We start from the raw sequence: 17,371 nt of genomic DNA, 5'->3' as shown, positions 1-17,371 counted from the left end.
TCGTTTCACGGCGGCCGTCTAGTTCACGATGTACTCATATTCCTGCGTCCCGGGCTGGAGGCGGCGGGTCTGGAAGTCGGCGGTTTCGAGGCGCTCGAGCAGCGGCTGCAAATCCGTGGGCCGCGCAAGCTCAACGCCGACTAACGCGGTGCCGGTTTCGCGGTTGTTCTTCTTCAGGTATTCGAACAAGACGATGTCGTCGTCGGGGCCGAGGACGTCGTTAAGAAAGCGCCTCAGCTGGCCGGGCTCCTGCGTGAAATCGACGAGGAAGTAGTGCTTCAGTCCGCGGTGGACCAGCGATCGCTCCATGATCTCGGCGTAGCGCAGGACGTCGTTGTTGCCGCCAGAAATGATGCACACAACGGTCGCGTTGGGGCGGTGGCTAACCTCCGCCAACCCGGTCACGGACAGTGCGCCGGCAGGTTCGGCGATGATGCCTTCGTTTTGGTACAGCGACAGCATCTCAGTGCACACGGCGCCTTCGTCGACTTCGATGAGGTGAATGCGGCCTTGGTTTTCTTCGATGACGTGGTAATTCGCGTCGCCAATGCGCTTCACGGCCGCGCCATCAACGAAGGGGTCGATTGACTCTAAGGTCACAGGTCCCCCAGCTTTCATCGCAGCGCTTAACGACGGCGCCCCCGCCGGCTCAATCCCCACCACCGCCGTGCGGGGCGAAATGTCTGCGAGGTAGGAAGTCACACCGGAAATCAGGCCGCCGCCGCCGACGGGAACCATGATCGTGTCCAATGATTTTCCGAATCCGGTGATCTGCGTGATGATCTCGGCTGCGACAGTGCCTTGACCAATGATCGTGTCGCGGGCGTTGAACGGTTCGACGAGGGTCGCGCCGCGCTCGGCCGCGTCGGCACGCGCTGCTTCGGCCGCTTCATCGAAGTTGCGGCCGGTGACCACGAGGTTGATGCGGTCCCCGCCGTGGACCTTGATGCGGTCGCGTTTCTGTTTAGGGGTGGGGGCGGGGACGTAGATGGTGCCGTCGATACCCAGCGCGCGGCACGCGTACGCCACGCCTTGCGCATGGTTGCCCGCGCTCGCGGCGACGACGCCCGCATTGCGCTGCTCTTCGGTGAGGTTGACGATCGTGTAGTACGCCCCGCGGATCTTGTACGAGCGCACGTCTTGGAGGTCTTCGCGTTTCAGGTACACCTCGACCCCGTATTGCTGCGACAGCCGCGGGCAATACTGCAGGGGCGTGGGCTCAATTATCGACGAAATATCTGCCTGCGCGACCTGAATATCCGCAGCGCGGATCGGGGCGATGCTCCCCGCGGCGTTGTGCTGCGCAGAAGTGTCCGGCGCCGCGCCGGGTTGCGACGCGCCGCTGCGCGCCGCGCCGTGCGCCGTGCTGTCGTTCTCGCGTTCAGAATCGTGTTCCGGGGCGGATGTCATAGAACGCAATCTTAACCCTGCTTTCGAAATACCTCGCATGTGGCTGCGGGCATGCCGATATGCCCGTTGAGCGGTTTCCGTTTCAACGGGTCGGGCGGGCGGGCAGGCGGGCCGAGTCGCAGCCGCGGGCGGGCGGGCAGGCGGGCCGGTGCGGGCGGGCGGCTAGCCGGGCAGCACACCCCCGTCGTAGCTCCTGGGGCCGAACAGTTGGCTCATCGCCCCCCACTCGGCGTTGAAGTCATGTTGCACGGGGTACCCTCCGGGCGACACCCACACCTTGTCCCCTTGATCATGATGAATTGAGCCGCGGTAGGAAAAACCAGGGTCATCATCGTTGACTTGGTTGTGATACGGGCACAACACGCTCAAGTTGTTCATGTTCGTGTGCCCACCGTGTTTCCAGGCTGTGATGTGGTGGTACTGACAATGGTCAGCGCTGCGCCTGCAGTCCGGCACCGGGCACATGGGAGATGTGGCCCGCAGAAGTGTGCGTTGTTTGTCGTTGGCAAACCGGTCTGCATCGTAGAGATTCACAGCGCCTTCCGACGGGTGGAACAAAGCCGCCTTCAACGGGCCGAGTTGGCCGGCAATGAACTGGTTGAGGTAATCGGCGCCGCTGATGCGGGTGCCGTCGGTAAGCACGAGCGTGACTTCCTCTCCCCCGCCGTCGATGATGCGCGTGTGCGCGTGAAGCGGCACGAGAATGAGCGGTTCCGGGACCGCGCGATGAATCCCGCCCGCCGCATCCGAATCACTGCGGATGAGGGAAAGGAATGCGTCGGCAAGCTGAGGGCCCCGTGGCTTTGTGGTGTCGATGGCGTTGGCCAGTTCACGTTCGAGGTCCGCGAGATCACGCTCGTTGGCGGTGACCGTCATCGTGCGCATCTGGTGGCGCGAGCGCGTGAACCGCACCCCGGGGCTTGGCGGCGTGTCGTCTGCGGGCACGATCTTTTTGGCTTCGGCCTTGAGGCGCGCGAGCGAGCCCCTGATGCCAAGCAGTCGCAGTCGGAGCTCCCAGCGCTCGGAAGCGTCTGTGATTTTCCGCAACCGACGTTCAATGGCGACGAGCCTGTCCAAGGAGAATCTGCCCGCGCGTGCCTTGTCGCGCGCTGCGCGCTGCTTCGCTGTGAATTTGGTCGGTCCGAAATACGCGTCGTGAAGGTCCTCCAAGTCGCGAGCGTGCGTCCCCTCCAGCGCGCCGCTGCGCGCGAGATCGCGGTCGAACGTGGCGATGATGTCTAGCGCGTTGTTCGTAATCGCGTTGTAGTAGGCCGCGAAGCTTGACGACGACCCGAATTCCGGATCAGCCGTTGGTGGCGCGCCCACGTCCGGCGGATTTTCATACGTTGTCCTCATGGTCCCCCCATGTGATGTTGTGGTGTGTTTTCTGCCTGATGGTTCAAGCGTGTGGCTCAAGCATCTGCGTGCGGGTTCCCCCGTGAACAAAAGTTAAGCACAAAAACACAGGCGCAATTTTGGAGCGCCGAAAACCTGTGGAATTCTCCGTGAAAATTCCACAGGTACCGAGCGGCGCGGGAAGAAACGCGAGGTCAAGCGGTGTGGGTGGGAAATCCACAGGCCGCCCGCGCAGCGCGCCGGCGCGGGCGGCGGATAGCTGCGCGGGCGGCGCGGGCGGCGCAGGCGGCGGGCTAGCCCAAGATCCCCGTTCCCAGCGCGGCCTTGAGGTCGCCCATGAGGCTGCCGGAGCGCTCGACACGAAGGTGGTCGCCAAGGATCATCAGCTGCGATTCATCGCCGTGGACGAGGGTGAGGTAAACATCCGAATCACCCGGGTTGTTGGCAAGTACCTGCTTGAGTTTGCGGATGTTATCCAACGTGCATTGCTCGGTGCGCATGGTCAGTCGCAGCGGCAGGCCAGCACCGTTACCGGGGCCGAGTTCAGGGACCTTGACGTCGTTGCCAAACAGGCTGCGTCGGTCGTCGCGGATGGACACGTGGGCATTGACCAAAATGATGTTGTCTTCCACGATCTGCGGCGCAACCAACGCGTAGACCTTGTTGAACAACAGCACTTCCACCTGGGCACCGTTGTGGTCTTCCAGGGTGACGATCGCCCACGGCGACCCGTCCTTTTTGCTGAAACGACGGTCAACGCCGGCGATGATGCCGCCGATGGTCACTTCTTCTTTGTTTTTCAGTTCGTCGCTCAGCACTTTGGTCAGTGGCGTGTCGGTCTGAGCTTCGATGGCTTCTTCGTAGCCGTCGAGTGGGTGACCAGATACATACAAGCCGAGCATGTCGCGTTCGAGGGCAAGCTTGTGTTTCTTTTCCCACTCGTCGTCAGGAATGTCGATGGTGAACGCGTTCACGGCGGCCTCATCGGAGTCGCCCCCGAACCCCGCAAACAGGTCGAACTGCCCCTTGTCCGCAGCTTTCTTCGTGGTCAGGACGGAATCGACGGCGTCCTCAAACACCAGCATGAGTCCCTTGCGGGCGTGCCCCAAAGAGTCGAAGGCACCGGCCTTGATCAGTGACTCGGTGATGCGCTTGTTGCACGGCAGGAGGTCGATTTTGTCCAAGTAGTCGGAAAAGGATGCGAACGTGCCCTTCGTCCGTCGCGTCTCCATGATCGATTCCACGACTTCCGCGCCAACGTTGCGGATCGCGGCCAAGCCATAGCGGATGTCGGTGCCCACAGCCATGAAGTTCTGCTCGGATTCGTTGATGTCCGGCGGGAGCACAGGGATGCCCAGGTGGCGGCAATCGGCAAGATAGATCGCGGATTTATCTTTCTTATCGCCGACGGACGTGAGCAGCGCCGCCATGTATTCCGCCGTGTAGTTCGCCTTGAGGTAAGCGGTCCAGTAGGACACCAGCGCGTACCCGGCAGCGTGGGATTTGTTGAACGCGTAGGACGCGAACGGCTTGATCGTCTCCCACAGGGTGTCAATCGCCTCGCGCGAGTAACCGTTGTCCACCATGCCGCCGGCGAACTTCTCGTACTGTGCAGCCAGCACGGCTTCGTTCTTTTTACCCATTGCCTTGCGGAAGCTGTCGGCCTCACCGGCGGTGTAGTTGGCCAGCTTCTGCGAGATACGCATGATCTGCTCCTGGTACACGATGAGGCCGTAGGTTTCGTCGAGAATCTCGCGCAGCGGCTCTTCGAGCTCAGGGTGGATCGGAGTGATTGGCTTGCGGCCATTCTTGCGGTCGGCGTAGTCCCAGTGGGCGTTCACACCCATCGGGCCGGGACGGTAGAGCGCCAGCGACGCGACGATATCGTTAAAGCCCGTCGGTTTCATGCGTTTGAGCAGCTCTTGCATACCGCCGCCGTCGAGCTGGAACACGCCGAGCGTGTCGCCGCGCGAGAGCAGCTCATACACCGCCGGGTCATCCACGTCGAGGCCCTCCAGGTCGACGGTCTCGCCGCGGTTTTTCTGAATGTTTTCAATCGCGTCGCCGATCACCGTGAGGTTGCGCAGCCCCAGGAAGTCCATCTTCAACAGGCCAATGGCCTCACACGCCGGGTAGTCCCAGCCGGTGATGTACGCCCCGTCCGCCGGGCGCTTCCACATGGGGATGTGCTCAATCAACGGCACCGACGCCATAATCACGGCACACGCGTGGACGCCCGCTTGCCTAACGACGCCCTCCAGCCCCCGCGCGGTCTCATAAATCTTCGCAACGTCCGGGTCCGTTTCAATCATGGAACGCACCTCGGTCGCCTCCGAGTACCGCGCATGCTCCGGATCAGTAATGCCGGACAGCGGAATGTCCTTCGCCATGATCGCTGGCGGCAGCGCAGCGTTGATCCGGTCAGCCATCTGGAAGCCCGGCTGACCAAAGTTCACCTTCGCGGAGTCCTTGATCGCCTGCTTGGTCTTCACCGTGCCGAAGGTGATCACCTGCGCGATCTTGTCTTCGCCCCAGTTCTCTGCCGCGTAGGTGAGCATTTCGCCGCGACGACGGTCGTCAAAGTCGATATCGATATCCGGCGCTGACGGGCGCTCGGGGTTCAAGAATCGCTCGAACAGCAGGCCGTGCTCCATCGGGTCAATGTTCGTAATCGTCAGCGCGTACGCCACCAACGACCCCGCGGCTGAACCACGGCCCGGCCCCACCCGAATGCCCACGGAACGCGCGTGCTTAATCAGCTCCGCAACGATCAAGAAGTAGGACGGGTAGCCCTTCATATCAATGACGTCGATCTCGTAGTCCGCCCGTTCCACGTATTCGCGCGGCACGGATTCAAAGGAGCCGTCGAAACGCTCGGCGAGACCCCTGTGGACCTCTTTGCGCAGCCACGTCGTTGGCGTCTCCCCCTCTGGCACCGTCGCGATCGGCATGCGGTCGTGTGGGTGCTCCTCCCACAGCTCCCCGTAGTCCCCGACGCGCTCGGCGATCCACAAGGTGTTGTCGCACCCGTCGGGCACGGTCGAATCCCACAGGTCGCGCATCTGCTCGGCGGATTTGATGTAGTACCCGGTGCCGTCGAACTTGAAGCGGTCCGGATCCAGCAGGGTCTTTCCCGTCTGCACGCACAGCATCGCCTCGTGCGCCGGCGCCTGCGATTCCAGCACGTAGTGGCAGTCGTTGGTCACCAGCGGCGGCAGCTCCAGCATCTCGCCGATGCGCAGCAGGTCATCGCGCACGCGCCGCTCGATGTGCAGGCCGTGGTCCATCAACTCCAGGAAGTAGTTGTCCTTCCCGTAAATGTCCTGCCACATCGCGGCGGCCTCAAGCGCTGCGTCGAATTGCCCCAGCCGCAGCCTGGTTTGTACGTCCCCCGACGGGCACCCGGTCGTCGCAATAATGCCCGTCGCGTGTTCCGCGATGAGTTCCGCGTCCATGCGCGGCCACTTCCCCAGCTGCCCTTCGTACGACGCCAACGACGACAGCTTGAACAGATTCCGCAGGCCATCGGCGTTCTCCGCCAGCATCGTTTGGTGCAGGTACGCACCCGAGGCCGACACGTCGTCCGACTTTTGGTCCGGCGTCCCCCACAACACGCGTTTTTTGTTGAACCGGGAATCCGGCGCCATGTACGCCTCAATCCCGATGATGGGTTTAATCCCCGCCGCCGTCATGCGCCGATAAAACGCGTTTGAACCGAACATGTTGCCGTGGTCCGTCATGCCCACCGCGGGCATGCCCAGCCGGTTAACTTCCTCCGCCAGCAGGTCCACCTTCGCCATGCCATCGAGCATCGAAAACTCTGTGTGGTTATGCAGGTGAACAAAGGAGGATTTTTTGGCCATGCGGGCAAGTCTATCGCCCCGCCGCGGTTTCCTCCCCACCCGTGCGAATCCCGAAATTGCCCCACACCGCGTCCGCTGGGAGGGCTTCGACGGCGGCGACAACTTGGTCGTCGTTAAGCGATGTGAGCGCCGCACCAGAATCATGAACCACTACGCCGAGCAATTGCTTATCGACGGCTCCCCCACCACCAATCCGACGAAGCGCGATATCGAACACCAAGGCGCGTTGCGCCCGCTCCCGCGGCTCACCGACGGGGATCGGCGCAACACCGTCGACGACGATGGCATCCACGCGCTTGATGTGGTCGAGCACCTCCGATGCCCGGGCAGTATCCAGCGGATGACGGAAGGTGACCAACGCGAAGAATGAGGTGTCGTCGTCAAGCAATTCATGCGTTGCTTTCGCACGCTGGGTGTAGTCGTCGAAGCTTTCGCCAGCCTCCATGCCGAGCTGATCGCCCTGGATGGGAGGCGTTTTTTGGGCGCGTTCGCCGAGTACCCAGATTCCGAGCGGGATAACAAGGACGATGATGACGACGGCGAGCGCCCGCAATTGCTTCCTCATGCCCGCAGAACGTCCAACGCGTGGCGCAAATCGGCCGGGTAGGGAGAGGTTACCTCCATCCACTTCCCCGTGCCGGGGTGAACAAAGCCGAGGCTCACGGCGTGGAGCCACTGACGGTCCAGACCAACGCGGGCGCTGAGCTTTGGATTTGCGCCGTACATGGGGTCGCCCACGCACGGGTGACCAACCGAGGACATGTGGACGCGGATCTGGTGCGTGCGGCCCGTTTCAAGGTGAATGTCGAGCAAACTGGCCTCGCGGAAGGCCTCGACGACCTCGTAGTGCGTCACTGATTGGCGCCCGTCGGAAGTCACAGCGAACTTCCACCCGGAACTTGGGTGGCGACCGATCGGCGCATCAATCGTTCCGACGATCGGATCCGGCAGCCCCTGGACCACCGCGTGGTAGGTCTTATCCACCGTGCGCTCTTTGAAAGCGCGCTTGAGGACCGAATACCCCGGGATAGATTGCGCAACCACCATGACCCCCGACGTGCCAACGTCGAGCCGTTGGACAATGCCCTTGCGCTCCGGCGGCCCCGCGTCCGGCAGCGTGAAACCGGCAGCGGTCAATCCACCAACCACCGTTGGACCCTCCCACCCCAAGGTCGGGTGCGCGGCGACGCCCACGGGTTTATCCACCACGATCACGTCCTCGTCGTGGTACAGGACCTCGAGGCCCTCAACGAGCTCCGCCTTCGGCATCGGCGTCGTTTTCGGCGCTGGAAGGGTGACCTCCAGCGACTGACCCGCGGCGACGCGCTCGGACTTGTTCACCGCGGCACCGTTGACAGCCACGTCCCCGCCCGCTGCCATCTCCGCCGCCACCGTGCGTGAGACACCAAAGATCTTCGCCACCGCGGCGTCCACGCGCATGCCTTCGCACGCCTCCGGCACGGGGAGGGATCGGTAGCCCTGCGTCATGCCGCTCCCTTTCCCTTCGTCGCTGCGGCTCCGTCCGCTGCGACGGCATCGTCCGTCGCGGCGGCGTTCTCAAACAGCATCGCGGCGATGAAAACGGCCACGCCTATGTTGATCGCGACGTCGGCAAGGTTGAAGATGGCAAAGCTACCGATGGAGATGTAGTCCACCACGTGGCCGAACCAAAAGCCCGGTTCGCGGGCTAAGCGGTCGATTAGGTTACCCAGTGCCCCACCGGCGATCAACGCTAGGCCGATGCGCTCCCACCGTCCGTTCATTCGCGGAGCGAAGACCAACGCCCCCACCACGAAGGCGAGTTGGATGGTGGTGAACAGCCAGGTTGAGTTCGCCCCCATGGAAAACGCGGCCCCTGGATTGAAGACCAGTTTGAATCGCGCCCAGTCCCCGATCACGGGGTACGCTTCGCCGGGCGCAAGCCAGGACACCATGATCTGCTTGATCAGCTGGTCAACGGCAGCAACCGCCACCATAATGCCCGCGACGACGGAAAGTCGGGTGAGTCTGGTGGGGGGAGTGTTCCGCGTAGTCATCGACCCCTGATAGTAGTCGCAGCGCCCATCAACCACGACGATCACCCAGCGCACGTCGCGCTGCGGTAGGTTGAAAAACCATGGTTGCACCTTTGCACATTGGCCTCGACGGAGTCAGTTTTTCGTACCCAGATGGCCACCGCGTGCTCACCGATATTTCTTTCGCGGTTCCGTCCGGGGCCGTCACGGGTTTGATCGGGGAGAACGGTTCGGGCAAATCCACGCTGCTGTCGCTGATTGCGGGGGAACTCTCCCCCACCGCGGGCACGATCATCACCCCACCGATCACGGGGTTCATTGCGCAAGAGACGTCCCTGCCGTTTTCTTCGCCCGCACGCATGCTTATCGACGACGCCGTCGACGAACTCCGCGGCGTCGAACGCGCCATTGAGGAACTCTCGTTGAAAATGGCTGACGCGTCGCAAGGGGCAAACAGCGCATCCCTGTCTGAGGAATTTGATTTGGCGCTGGCTCGCGCTGAGCATTCCGGCGTGTGGGAGCTTGATGCCCGCGTCGCCACCGTTTTGGCAGGTTTGGGTTTGGCGGGGGTGGATTTGGACACTCCTTTGGGTGAGATGTCCGGTGGGCAGCGTCGTCGTTTTGCGCTTGCCACGCTGCTTCTGCGCCCGGTCGACGCAATGGTTTTGGACGAGCCAACCAACCACTTAGACGATGAAGCAGTGGACTTCCTGGTCAGTGAAGTCACCGAATTCAAGGGCCCCGTGCTGATTGCCTCCCACGACCGTTATTTCCTCGACACCGCCTGCGACAGTCTCGTGGATTTGGACTTGGGCCTCGGCTCGGAGGGCGGGTACGGCGAAGAAACCAAGCAGGGCGCCCGCTTCACCGGCGACTTCACCGATTACCTGGCTGCGCGTGAGGAACGCCGCCGCCGCTGGGCCACCGATTACGCGGCACAAGAACACGAACGCACCCGGCTAGAGAAGGCAGCTGGTGCGACGGAAGACGACGTCTTCCATTCGTCGGAAAGCAAAAGCGACACCCGCGCGAGCGCGAAATTCTTCGCTGACCGCGCGGCGAAAACTATTGGTGCCCGCAGGAAGGCGGCGGAAAACCGCCTGGAAACGCTGAAGCGTTATGAAATTCCCGCGCCGCCGAAGCGCCTCAGTTTTCAGGGCCTGCCGCCGCACACCGCGACGTCGTTAGGCGTGCCTGCGATCGTGGCGAAGGACCTTGAGGTGCCGGACCGCCTCGCGCCGATTAGCTTCAAGGTGCAACCGGGCCAGCAACTTCTCGTCGAGGGGCCCAACGGCTCCGGCAAATCGACGCTTCTGCGCATTATCGACGGCGAACTTACGACCTACAACGGCGACATCCTGATACCGGAAGAACTGACGATCGCCCGCTTGGAGCAAGACGACAGCTGGAACGATCTGTCGCTTACGCCCAACGACGTCTTCGAAGCCCACGCCCCCGCGGGCGCCCCCACCCTGGTGGAAATGGGCCTCATGACCGACGAACAGGCCGCGAAACGCTTAGACGACCTTTCCTTGGGGCAGCGCCGACGCGTGTCACTGGGCATCATTTTGGCCAGCCCACCGGACCTTTTGCTTCTCGACGAGCCGACTAACCATCTGTCCCTCGCTCTCGCCGAGGAACTGGAAAACGCCCTCGACGATTTCGCGGGCACCGTCGTGATCACCAGCCACGACCGCTGGGTGCGCCACCGCTGGCGCGAACGTATCGCCAAAAAAGATCGCCGCGCCACGATCCTCACCCTGTCCACGCTGTGGACGGAAGAAGTGTGGCGCGACGATGAATAGAGGCTGACTAGCGCTCAGCCGCTTGCTCGGCTCACCGCGGCGCGCTTGCTGCGGCGCTCTTGCTGCCAGCCGGCTGCCGCGGGCCTTTACAGCTCCGGAGCACCGCCTTGGGCTGGAGCCTGTGGCGTGTCCGCGTTGTCGCCCTGCGGCGCAGGGTTCGCCGGTGCCGGTGCCGGCGCGGCGGAAGTGTCCGCGCACATGCCCGGGACTTCTTCCGGCGGAAGCGTGTTCTTAATCAGTGTGCATGCCCACATCTGGGACAGCTTCCACTGGCCTTCTTCGTAGACGAAGGTCACGTTGTCTGCCTTCGACGGGCCTTGGTCCGGCTGGGTCAGGTTGACTGTGGCCAGAACTTCATTCGGGGTGTATCCCGGCAGGATCGGCGGTACAACCTGGAAGTTCGCGCCGGTTTCCTCTTTAATCTGCGTCATGCGCGCGAAGATGTCTGCAGCGTTTTCGCCGCCCTGGACGCTCTTGACGCGCTGGTCCATCGGCAGGTTCGGGTCAGCTGCGCGCACAAGAACGGCATTGAGTTCTTCCGCGGTCGGCGGCGGCGCAACGGGGGCTGCCGCAGACGACGCCGGCGCGTTTCCACCTTCACCCTTGCCCTCATCTTTTTCCTCATCCTGGGAGCAGGCCGCCAGCGCCAGGGCAGCGCTGCACGCCACTGCTGCAGCCATGGCTTTTTTCGCGGTTGAACGTGCCGGCACGAGTGTGGACGTGGTCGGTGTGGACTTGGTCAAGGTAACCTTCACGGCTTCTTTTCGTCTCCTAGTTGTGGTTGTTGGTGATGGGTTCAGTCTTTTGCCTCAGTAAGAGTCTGTGATGTCCCGCAATCAACTTCTTTCCCACGTTACCGTTGGGTTAACACCAAACCCAACTCATTTTGCTGTGGCAACGTTAGGAATATGTCTTCGCTAGCCTGCTACGAAACTGACCCCGTGAAAGCGCACCCGTTAAGTGCATCGTCTGTTGTCGCCGTGGTGGCAACGGGTGGCACCATTGCCTGCACGAAGGATGCCGACGGCGCCCTCACCCCCACGCTGTCCTGCGCCGAGCTGGTCGCGTCGTGCGGCACCAGCGTCCCCACGCGCTGCCTTGATATTCGCAGCCTCGATTCCTCGTCGATGACGCTCGCCGACGTGGATCTGGTGATAGCAACCATCCATGAGCAGTTCCGCGACCCCGACGTGTGTGGAGTCGTGGTCACCCACGGCACTGACTCCATGGTGGATACTTCTTTCGCTGCCGAACTCATGCTCACCCATGACCGTCCCGTGACTTTCACCGGCGCCCAACGCCCCGCCGACCACGACGCACCAGACGGCCCCGCGAATCTGAAGCTGGCTATCGAATACGCAGCTGGTGCTACCGCAGCGTCCGATCAACCCACCTGCCCGGCCGACCCGGTCTCTACCGGGCGACGAGGCGCCACCGTCGTATTTGGTGGGAGGATCCACCCTGCCCGCGGCCTCGTGAAGCATCACACCCATGAACTATCTGCGTTTTCCTCCACCTACTCGGTGCCGTCTGCTTCGCCGTTCTCTCCGCATCCCGCCGGGCCGCCCCCGTCGCGACCGCATTCCGCCGTAGCCCCGGTACGACTTGCCGGTATGCGCATCCCCGTCGTCGCTGCGTGGGCGGGTGCTGGTGACGGTGTGATGGACGCCGTGATCGCGGCCGAACCAGATGGCATCGTGGTGGAAGGCCTCGGTTCCGGCAATGTGTCTGATGACATGGGCCACGCAATCGCCCGCGCACTCGATCACGGAATTCCCGTCGTGGTAACCACCGCTGTGCCCTTCGGCCCGGTCGAGTTCGCCTACGGCGGCGCCGGCGGCGGCACGACCCTGGGTGACCTCGGTGCGATTCCGTCGGGCTGGCTGCGCGCTGGCCAAGCACGCATCGCGCTGGCGACGGCACTCGCGGCAGGCGTTGATCCCCGCACTCTGATTGGAGTCTGACCCAGCCTCTCGTGCCTGATGCCGCAAAACTGGGTTCACTCTGCCGACCCAACCGGCACTCGTTGGCCGTTTCGCTGAGTGGCAGCACCACTCAAGAAATTTGCTCGGCCGCGACCTGCGGTTTTCTCCGTCAACTATCGCTGAGTGGCAGCACCACTCAAGGCGACGTAGCAAAAGGCGCGGAAATCGGCCGCGTCCGCGACGCGCGGGCAGCACGCGGCGGGCCGCGGTGGCAGGCGGCGGCGCGCGAAGGGCCGCGGTGGGCTGCAGCGGCGGGCGGCGAGCGGGCGGCGTGCGGGCGCAACCGCGCGCGGGGTTAGAGCCAGTCCTCCCACGCCAAAGAGTCGAGCGGATCGCCCGGGGAGAGATCCGGATCGTCGGCGGGAAACGTTCTTGTGCGACCAGGTCCGGTCGCGCGGGTTTCAAACCGCACCGTCACTTTCCCGTGGCCAGCGCCTTGGATCCAGCCGTGTCCAAACTCGGGGTGTGTCACGTCCTGGGTGGCTCGCCAGATTCGGCCAGAGGCACTGGTCGTGGAGGGGCCGGGGGCGGGGGCAGTGACTGGGTTGGCGGCGGAGTCGAGGGCGGTGGCGGGATCGGTGAGGTCGAGGGTGGAGGCGGTGGCGGCGGGGTCGGCGGTGGTGTCGATCACGCCGGTTTCGGCGTCGGGGTCGGAAAGCTCGTAGGGCGCGATCTCCTGATCGAGTTCGGGGAAAAGGGTGTCTTGCAGGTGCTCTTCTAGTCCGGAGTAGCCCACGCCGACGAGTCGGATGGGGCCTACTTCGTCCGGGTAGCGGGCAACTTTAAACGCGGCGGCGGTGAGGGTCGCAAGGTCGTCGGTTGCATAGGCCAGGGTGGTGGATCGAGTCTCACTGTGGAAGTCGGCCATTTTCAGTTTGACGATGACGGTGCGGGCTCCTCGGCCGTCGTTAAGCAAGCGTGCGTGGGCCTCCGCGGCAGTGGTTGTGATGGCGTCGCGGACCTGGTCAACGGTGGTTAGGTCGTGTGGGTAGGTGTGTTCGGCGGAGATCTGCTTCGACTCGGCGCGGGGTTCGACGGGCCGATCGTCCTCCCCGCGGGCGAGGTGCCACAGGTGGCGGCCAACGACTCCCCCGAGGGTGATGTCCACCTCGCGTTGTGTGAGCCGCGCGAAATCGCCGATCGTTTCCACCCCGGCGGAGGTGAGCTTCGCGGCCGTGACGGGCCCCACGCCCCACAGCTCACCCACGGGCAGCGGATGAAGGATTTCCACCTGCTGGTCTTTGGGAATCACGAAGACCCCGTCCGGCTTCGCCAGGCCCGAGCCGATCTTCGCGTATTGCTTTCCGGAGCCAATGCCTATCGACGACGGCAGCCCCGTCTCCTGCTTAATCGCCGCGCGAAGGGCGTTCGCCCACGCAACGACGTCGTCCGCGGTGGCGCTGGCCAGTTCCGGCGGTTCCATGAAGGCTTCGTCGATAGACAGCTGCTCAATGTGCGCCGGGTCGACGTGGCGCGCAATGATCTCAAAGACTCGGCGCGACGCGGCGACGTACACGGGGCGACGCGGAGTGACCAGAACCGCCTTCGGGCCGATGAGACGGGCGGCGCGGTAGGTGGGCATCGCCGAGCGCGCGCCGTACTTGCGTGCCTCGTAGCTGGCACCCGCGACGACGCCGCGGCCCGCAACCCCCGCGACTAGAACCGGGCGTCCGGCAAGTGTTGGGCGGGTGAGCTGCTCACAGGAGGCGTAGAACGCGTCCATGTCGATGTGGAGCACCCAACGGGTCATGCTGGGAGGTCGGGGTTCTACTGCTTCGAAACGGTGGCGGTCACTCCGGAGATGACCTCATGCGCGCCGGCATCACTGCCGGAGACGACCTCAAAGGACGTCGCCAGCGTTTCGGCCGCGATGTGGTCGGCGTGGCGGTTGGCCCAGTCGACCTTGTCCGCGGGCACGACAAGCGTGACAGCGATGCGGTCGGAGACCTCCAAACCTTCGCGCTTGCGGGCATCCTGCAGGCCGCGAATGACGTCGTTGGCCCAGCCCTCGGCTTCGAGCTCCTCTGTGACCTCGGTGTTCAGCACGACCAGGCCGTCGAGGCCCTCGATGCGAGCGGTGGAATCCGGGTTCACGGCCACGAGGCGCTCGGTGTACATCTCCGGGGTAAGAACGATGTCGCCGTCGACGATGACGTTGCCCGGGTTGTTCTCATCGTGGACGTAGTTGCCCGCCTTGACGTTTTTGATCGCGCGCTGGACGTCCTTGCCCAGGCTTGGGCCAGCGACCTTGGGATTCACGGCGACTTCGAATGAGCCAGCGGAGGCGACGTCGCTCGTGAGCTCGACGTCCTTCACGTTGACCTCATCGCGAATCACGGCCGCGAAATCTTCCAAGTTCGACGCCTCTGGCCACGCTACCGTCAGCTTCGGTAGCGGCAGGCGGTTGCGCAGCTTGTTCGCCTTGCGTATCGACGATGCCGCCGAGCACACAGCCCGAGTCGCATCCATGGCGGCGACAAGGGCCTCATCGGCCGGGAATTCGTCGGCACGCGGGTAGTCGGTCAGGTGCACGGAGCGCCCACCGGTGAGCCCGCGCCAGATCACCTCGGAGACGTACGGCAGAAGTGGCGCAGCGGTACGGGTGAGTACTTCAAGCACCGTGTACAGGGTGTTGAACGCCTCAGGGTGCTTTTCCTGGCCAGCCCAGAAGCGGTCGCGCGAGCGGCGGACGTACCAGTTGGTCAGGGTGTCGGCGAACAGGCGAATCTCTGTACACGCCCCAGAAATATCGGTGGCTTCCAACGCGGCGGATGTGCGCTCCACCGTGTCGTGCAGCTTGGCCAGGATGTAGCGGTCCACAACGTTGGTGGATTCCGTTGACCACTGTGCCTCCGTGGATGAGTACAGCTGCAGGAACGAGTACGCGTTCCAGATCGGCAGGATCGCCTGGCGGACGCCTTCGCGGATGCCTTGTTCGGTGACGATGAGGTTGCCGCCGCGCAGAATCGGGCTGGACATGAGGAACCAGCGCATCGCGTCAGAGCCGTCCCGGTCGAAGACCTCATTGACGTTCGGGTAGTTGCCCTTGGACTTGGACATCTTCTGCCCGTCAGAACCCAGCACGATTCCGTGGGCAACGACCTGTTTGAAGGCGATGCGGTCGAACAGCGCCACCGACAGGACGTGCATGACGTAGAACCACCCGCGGGTCTGACCGGAGTATTCCACGATGAAGTCGGCGGGCTGGCGGGTGTCGTGCTCTTCTTTGTTCTCAAACGGGTAGTGGTACTGGGCAAACGGCATGGAGCCGGACTCAAACCAGCAGTCAAGAACATCCGGCACGCGGCGCATCGTGGACTTGCCGGTCGGGTCGTCCGGGTTCGGGCGGGTCAGCTCGTCGATGTACGGGCGGTGGAGCGATTCAGGGCGGACGCCAAAGTCCGCTTCCAGCTCATCGAGGGAGCCGTACACATCCACGCGCGGGTAAGCCGGGTCGTCGGAAATCCACGCCGGTACCGGGGAGCCCCAGTAACGGGTACGAGAGATGTTCCAGTCGCGGGCGCCTTCCAGCCATTTGCCAAACTGGCCGTCGCGCATGTGATCCGGGATCCACTCAATCTCGTTGTGGTTCAGCTCCACCATGCGGTCACGGATCTCCGTGACTTTCACAAACCAGGCAGGCAGAGCCATATAGATCAGTGGCTCGCCGGAACGCCAAGAGTGCGGGTAGGAGTGAACAATCACCTGATCCCGCAGGACGCGGTTTTTCGCACGAAGGTCGCGGATGATGTCACGGTTCGCGTCAAAAACCAGCTTTCCTGCGTAGTCCGGAACCAAGGTGGTGAACTTGCCGTCCGCATCCACCGGGATCACCAGGTCGATGCCGTACTTGGCACACGTATCCATATCGTCTTCACCGAAAGCGGGTGCCTGATGGACGATGCCGGTGCCGTCTTCGGTGGAGACGTAGTCCGCCACCAACACCATGAATGCGTTGTCATGATCGGCGAAGTAATCAAAGACTGGGGTGTATTCCAGACCCTCGAGCTCGCTGCCGTTGAAGGTTGCCAGCACCTCCGGCTCGTCGCCAAGCTCTTTGGCGTAGGACCCAATTAGGGCGGTAGCAATGAGGAATGACCGGCCCTCGAATTCATTCTCCGCACCCTCGGACGCGCGGACGCGGACCAGCGAGTACTCAATGTCCGGGCCGACAGCCAGTGCCAAGTTGGATGGAAGAGTCCAAGGCGTCGTCGTCCAAGCAAGCGCTGCGGCGTCATGAAGTTCGGGGTGGGCCTGCCACGTGGCTACCGCGGGTGTGCCCTCGCGCGCGCCGGTGAGCGGCAAAGTGACGGTCACCGTGGGGTCTTGGCGGTCCTTGTAGGAGTCATCCAACCTGGTCTCCTGGTTGGACAGCGGAGTGTGCTCGGCCCAGGAGTACGGCAAGACGCGGAAACCCTGGTAGATCAGGCCCTTGTCATAGAGCTCCTTAAACGCCCACATGACGGATTCCATGTACTCAATGTCCATGGTCTTGTAGCCGTTTTCAAAGTCCACCCAGCGTGCCTGGCGGGTGACGTAGTTCTCCCACTCGCCGGCGTACTGCAAGACGGACTTGCCGCAGTACTCGTTGAACGTGGCAAGACCCATGTCCTCAATCTGAGCCTTATCCGTAATGCCCAGCTGCTTTTCCGCTTCCAGCTCGGCGGGCAGACCGTGGCAATCCCAGCCGAAAACGCGCGGGACGTGGTAGCCGGACATCGTGCGGAAACGCGGCACGATGTCTTTGACGTAACCGGTCAAAAGGTGACCATAGTGAGGCAGACCGTTGGCAAAAGGCGGACCGTCATTAAAGACGTACTCATCGCAGCCCTCGCGGTTTTCTAAAGATGCCTGGAACGTGCCGTCGGCGTTCCAGTAATCCAGGACAATTTTTTCCATGTCCGGGAACTTCGAAGATCCCCCAGTCATGTCGACCT

11 protein-coding genes are annotated in these 17,371 nt (G+C 63.1%); 2 read left to right on the top strand and 9 right to left on the bottom strand.

The window, feature by feature from the left end:
* Positions 1–18: 18 nt before the first annotated feature.
* The 6 genes from ilvA to lspA form a co-directional block, all read right to left on the bottom strand.
* A complete protein-coding gene (gene ilvA, locus CAQUA_RS03980) occupies positions 19–1,410 on the bottom strand; it encodes a threonine ammonia-lyase IlvA (RefSeq protein ID WP_196824417.1) in 1,392 nt (463 codons plus the stop codon).
* A 162-nt stretch (positions 1,411–1,572) separates the two neighbouring features.
* A complete protein-coding gene (locus tag CAQUA_RS03975) occupies positions 1,573–2,766 on the bottom strand; it encodes an HNH endonuclease signature motif containing protein (RefSeq protein WP_231375420.1) in 1,194 nt (397 codons plus the stop codon).
* A gap of 293 nt (positions 2,767–3,059) precedes the next feature.
* Entirely contained in the window at positions 3,060–6,629 is a 3,570-nt protein-coding gene (gene dnaE, locus CAQUA_RS03970) for a DNA polymerase III subunit alpha (RefSeq protein ID WP_196824418.1), read from the bottom strand.
* 10 nt (positions 6,630–6,639) lie between these two features.
* Positions 6,640–7,194: a hypothetical protein gene (locus CAQUA_RS03965; protein ID WP_196824419.1), complete on the bottom strand. Its 555-nt coding sequence runs from the start codon at positions 7,192–7,194 to the stop codon at positions 6,640–6,642.
* Positions 7,191–8,117 (bottom strand): RluA family pseudouridine synthase, encoded by a 927-nt coding sequence (locus tag CAQUA_RS03960; RefSeq protein ID WP_196824420.1) that lies wholly within the window; start codon positions 8,115–8,117, stop codon positions 7,191–7,193. The genes CAQUA_RS03965 and CAQUA_RS03960 overlap by 4 nt, the downstream gene beginning before the upstream one ends.
* A complete protein-coding gene (gene lspA, locus CAQUA_RS03955) occupies positions 8,114–8,665 on the bottom strand; it encodes a signal peptidase II (protein ID WP_196824421.1) in 552 nt (183 codons plus the stop codon). Before lspA ends, CAQUA_RS03960 begins: the two co-directional genes overlap by 4 nt.
* 80 nt (positions 8,666–8,745) lie before the next feature.
* Between lspA and CAQUA_RS03950 the strand changes: the two genes are divergently transcribed.
* Positions 8,746–10,449, top strand: coding sequence for an ABC-F family ATP-binding cassette domain-containing protein (locus CAQUA_RS03950; RefSeq protein WP_196824422.1), 1,704 nt, complete (start codon positions 8,746–8,748; stop codon positions 10,447–10,449).
* Between the two features lie 86 nt (positions 10,450–10,535).
* Here CAQUA_RS03950 and CAQUA_RS03945 read toward each other — a convergent pair whose 3' ends face one another.
* Entirely contained in the window at positions 10,536–11,129 is a 594-nt protein-coding gene (locus CAQUA_RS03945; RefSeq protein ID WP_196825608.1) for a WKL family lipoprotein, read from the bottom strand.
* 228 nt (positions 11,130–11,357) lie between these two features.
* On the opposite strand from CAQUA_RS03945, the gene CAQUA_RS03940 reads away from it, so the two are divergent.
* Positions 11,358–12,413, top strand: coding sequence for an asparaginase (locus tag CAQUA_RS03940; RefSeq protein ID WP_196824423.1), 1,056 nt, complete (start codon positions 11,358–11,360; stop codon positions 12,411–12,413).
* Between the two features lie 316 nt (positions 12,414–12,729).
* Here CAQUA_RS03940 and CAQUA_RS03935 read toward each other — a convergent pair whose 3' ends face one another.
* Both CAQUA_RS03935 and ileS read right to left on the bottom strand, forming a co-directional pair.
* The gene (locus CAQUA_RS03935; protein ID WP_196824424.1) at positions 12,730–14,184 is read right to left on the bottom strand and encodes a DNA polymerase IV; all 1,455 of its coding nucleotides are present in this window, start codon (positions 14,182–14,184) and stop codon (positions 12,730–12,732) included.
* A 17-nt stretch (positions 14,185–14,201) separates the two neighbouring features.
* A complete protein-coding gene (ileS, locus tag CAQUA_RS03930; protein WP_269208599.1) occupies positions 14,202–17,363 on the bottom strand; it encodes an isoleucine--tRNA ligase in 3,162 nt (1,053 codons plus the stop codon).
* Between the last annotated feature and the right edge of the window lie 8 nt (positions 17,364–17,371).

The sequence above is a fragment of the Corynebacterium aquatimens genome (assembly GCF_030408395.1).
Classification (GTDB): domain Bacteria; phylum Actinomycetota; class Actinomycetes; order Mycobacteriales; family Mycobacteriaceae; genus Corynebacterium; species Corynebacterium aquatimens.
Note: the sequence above shows the minus strand (reverse complement) of the source record. Positions and strands in the feature narration are given on the sequence as shown.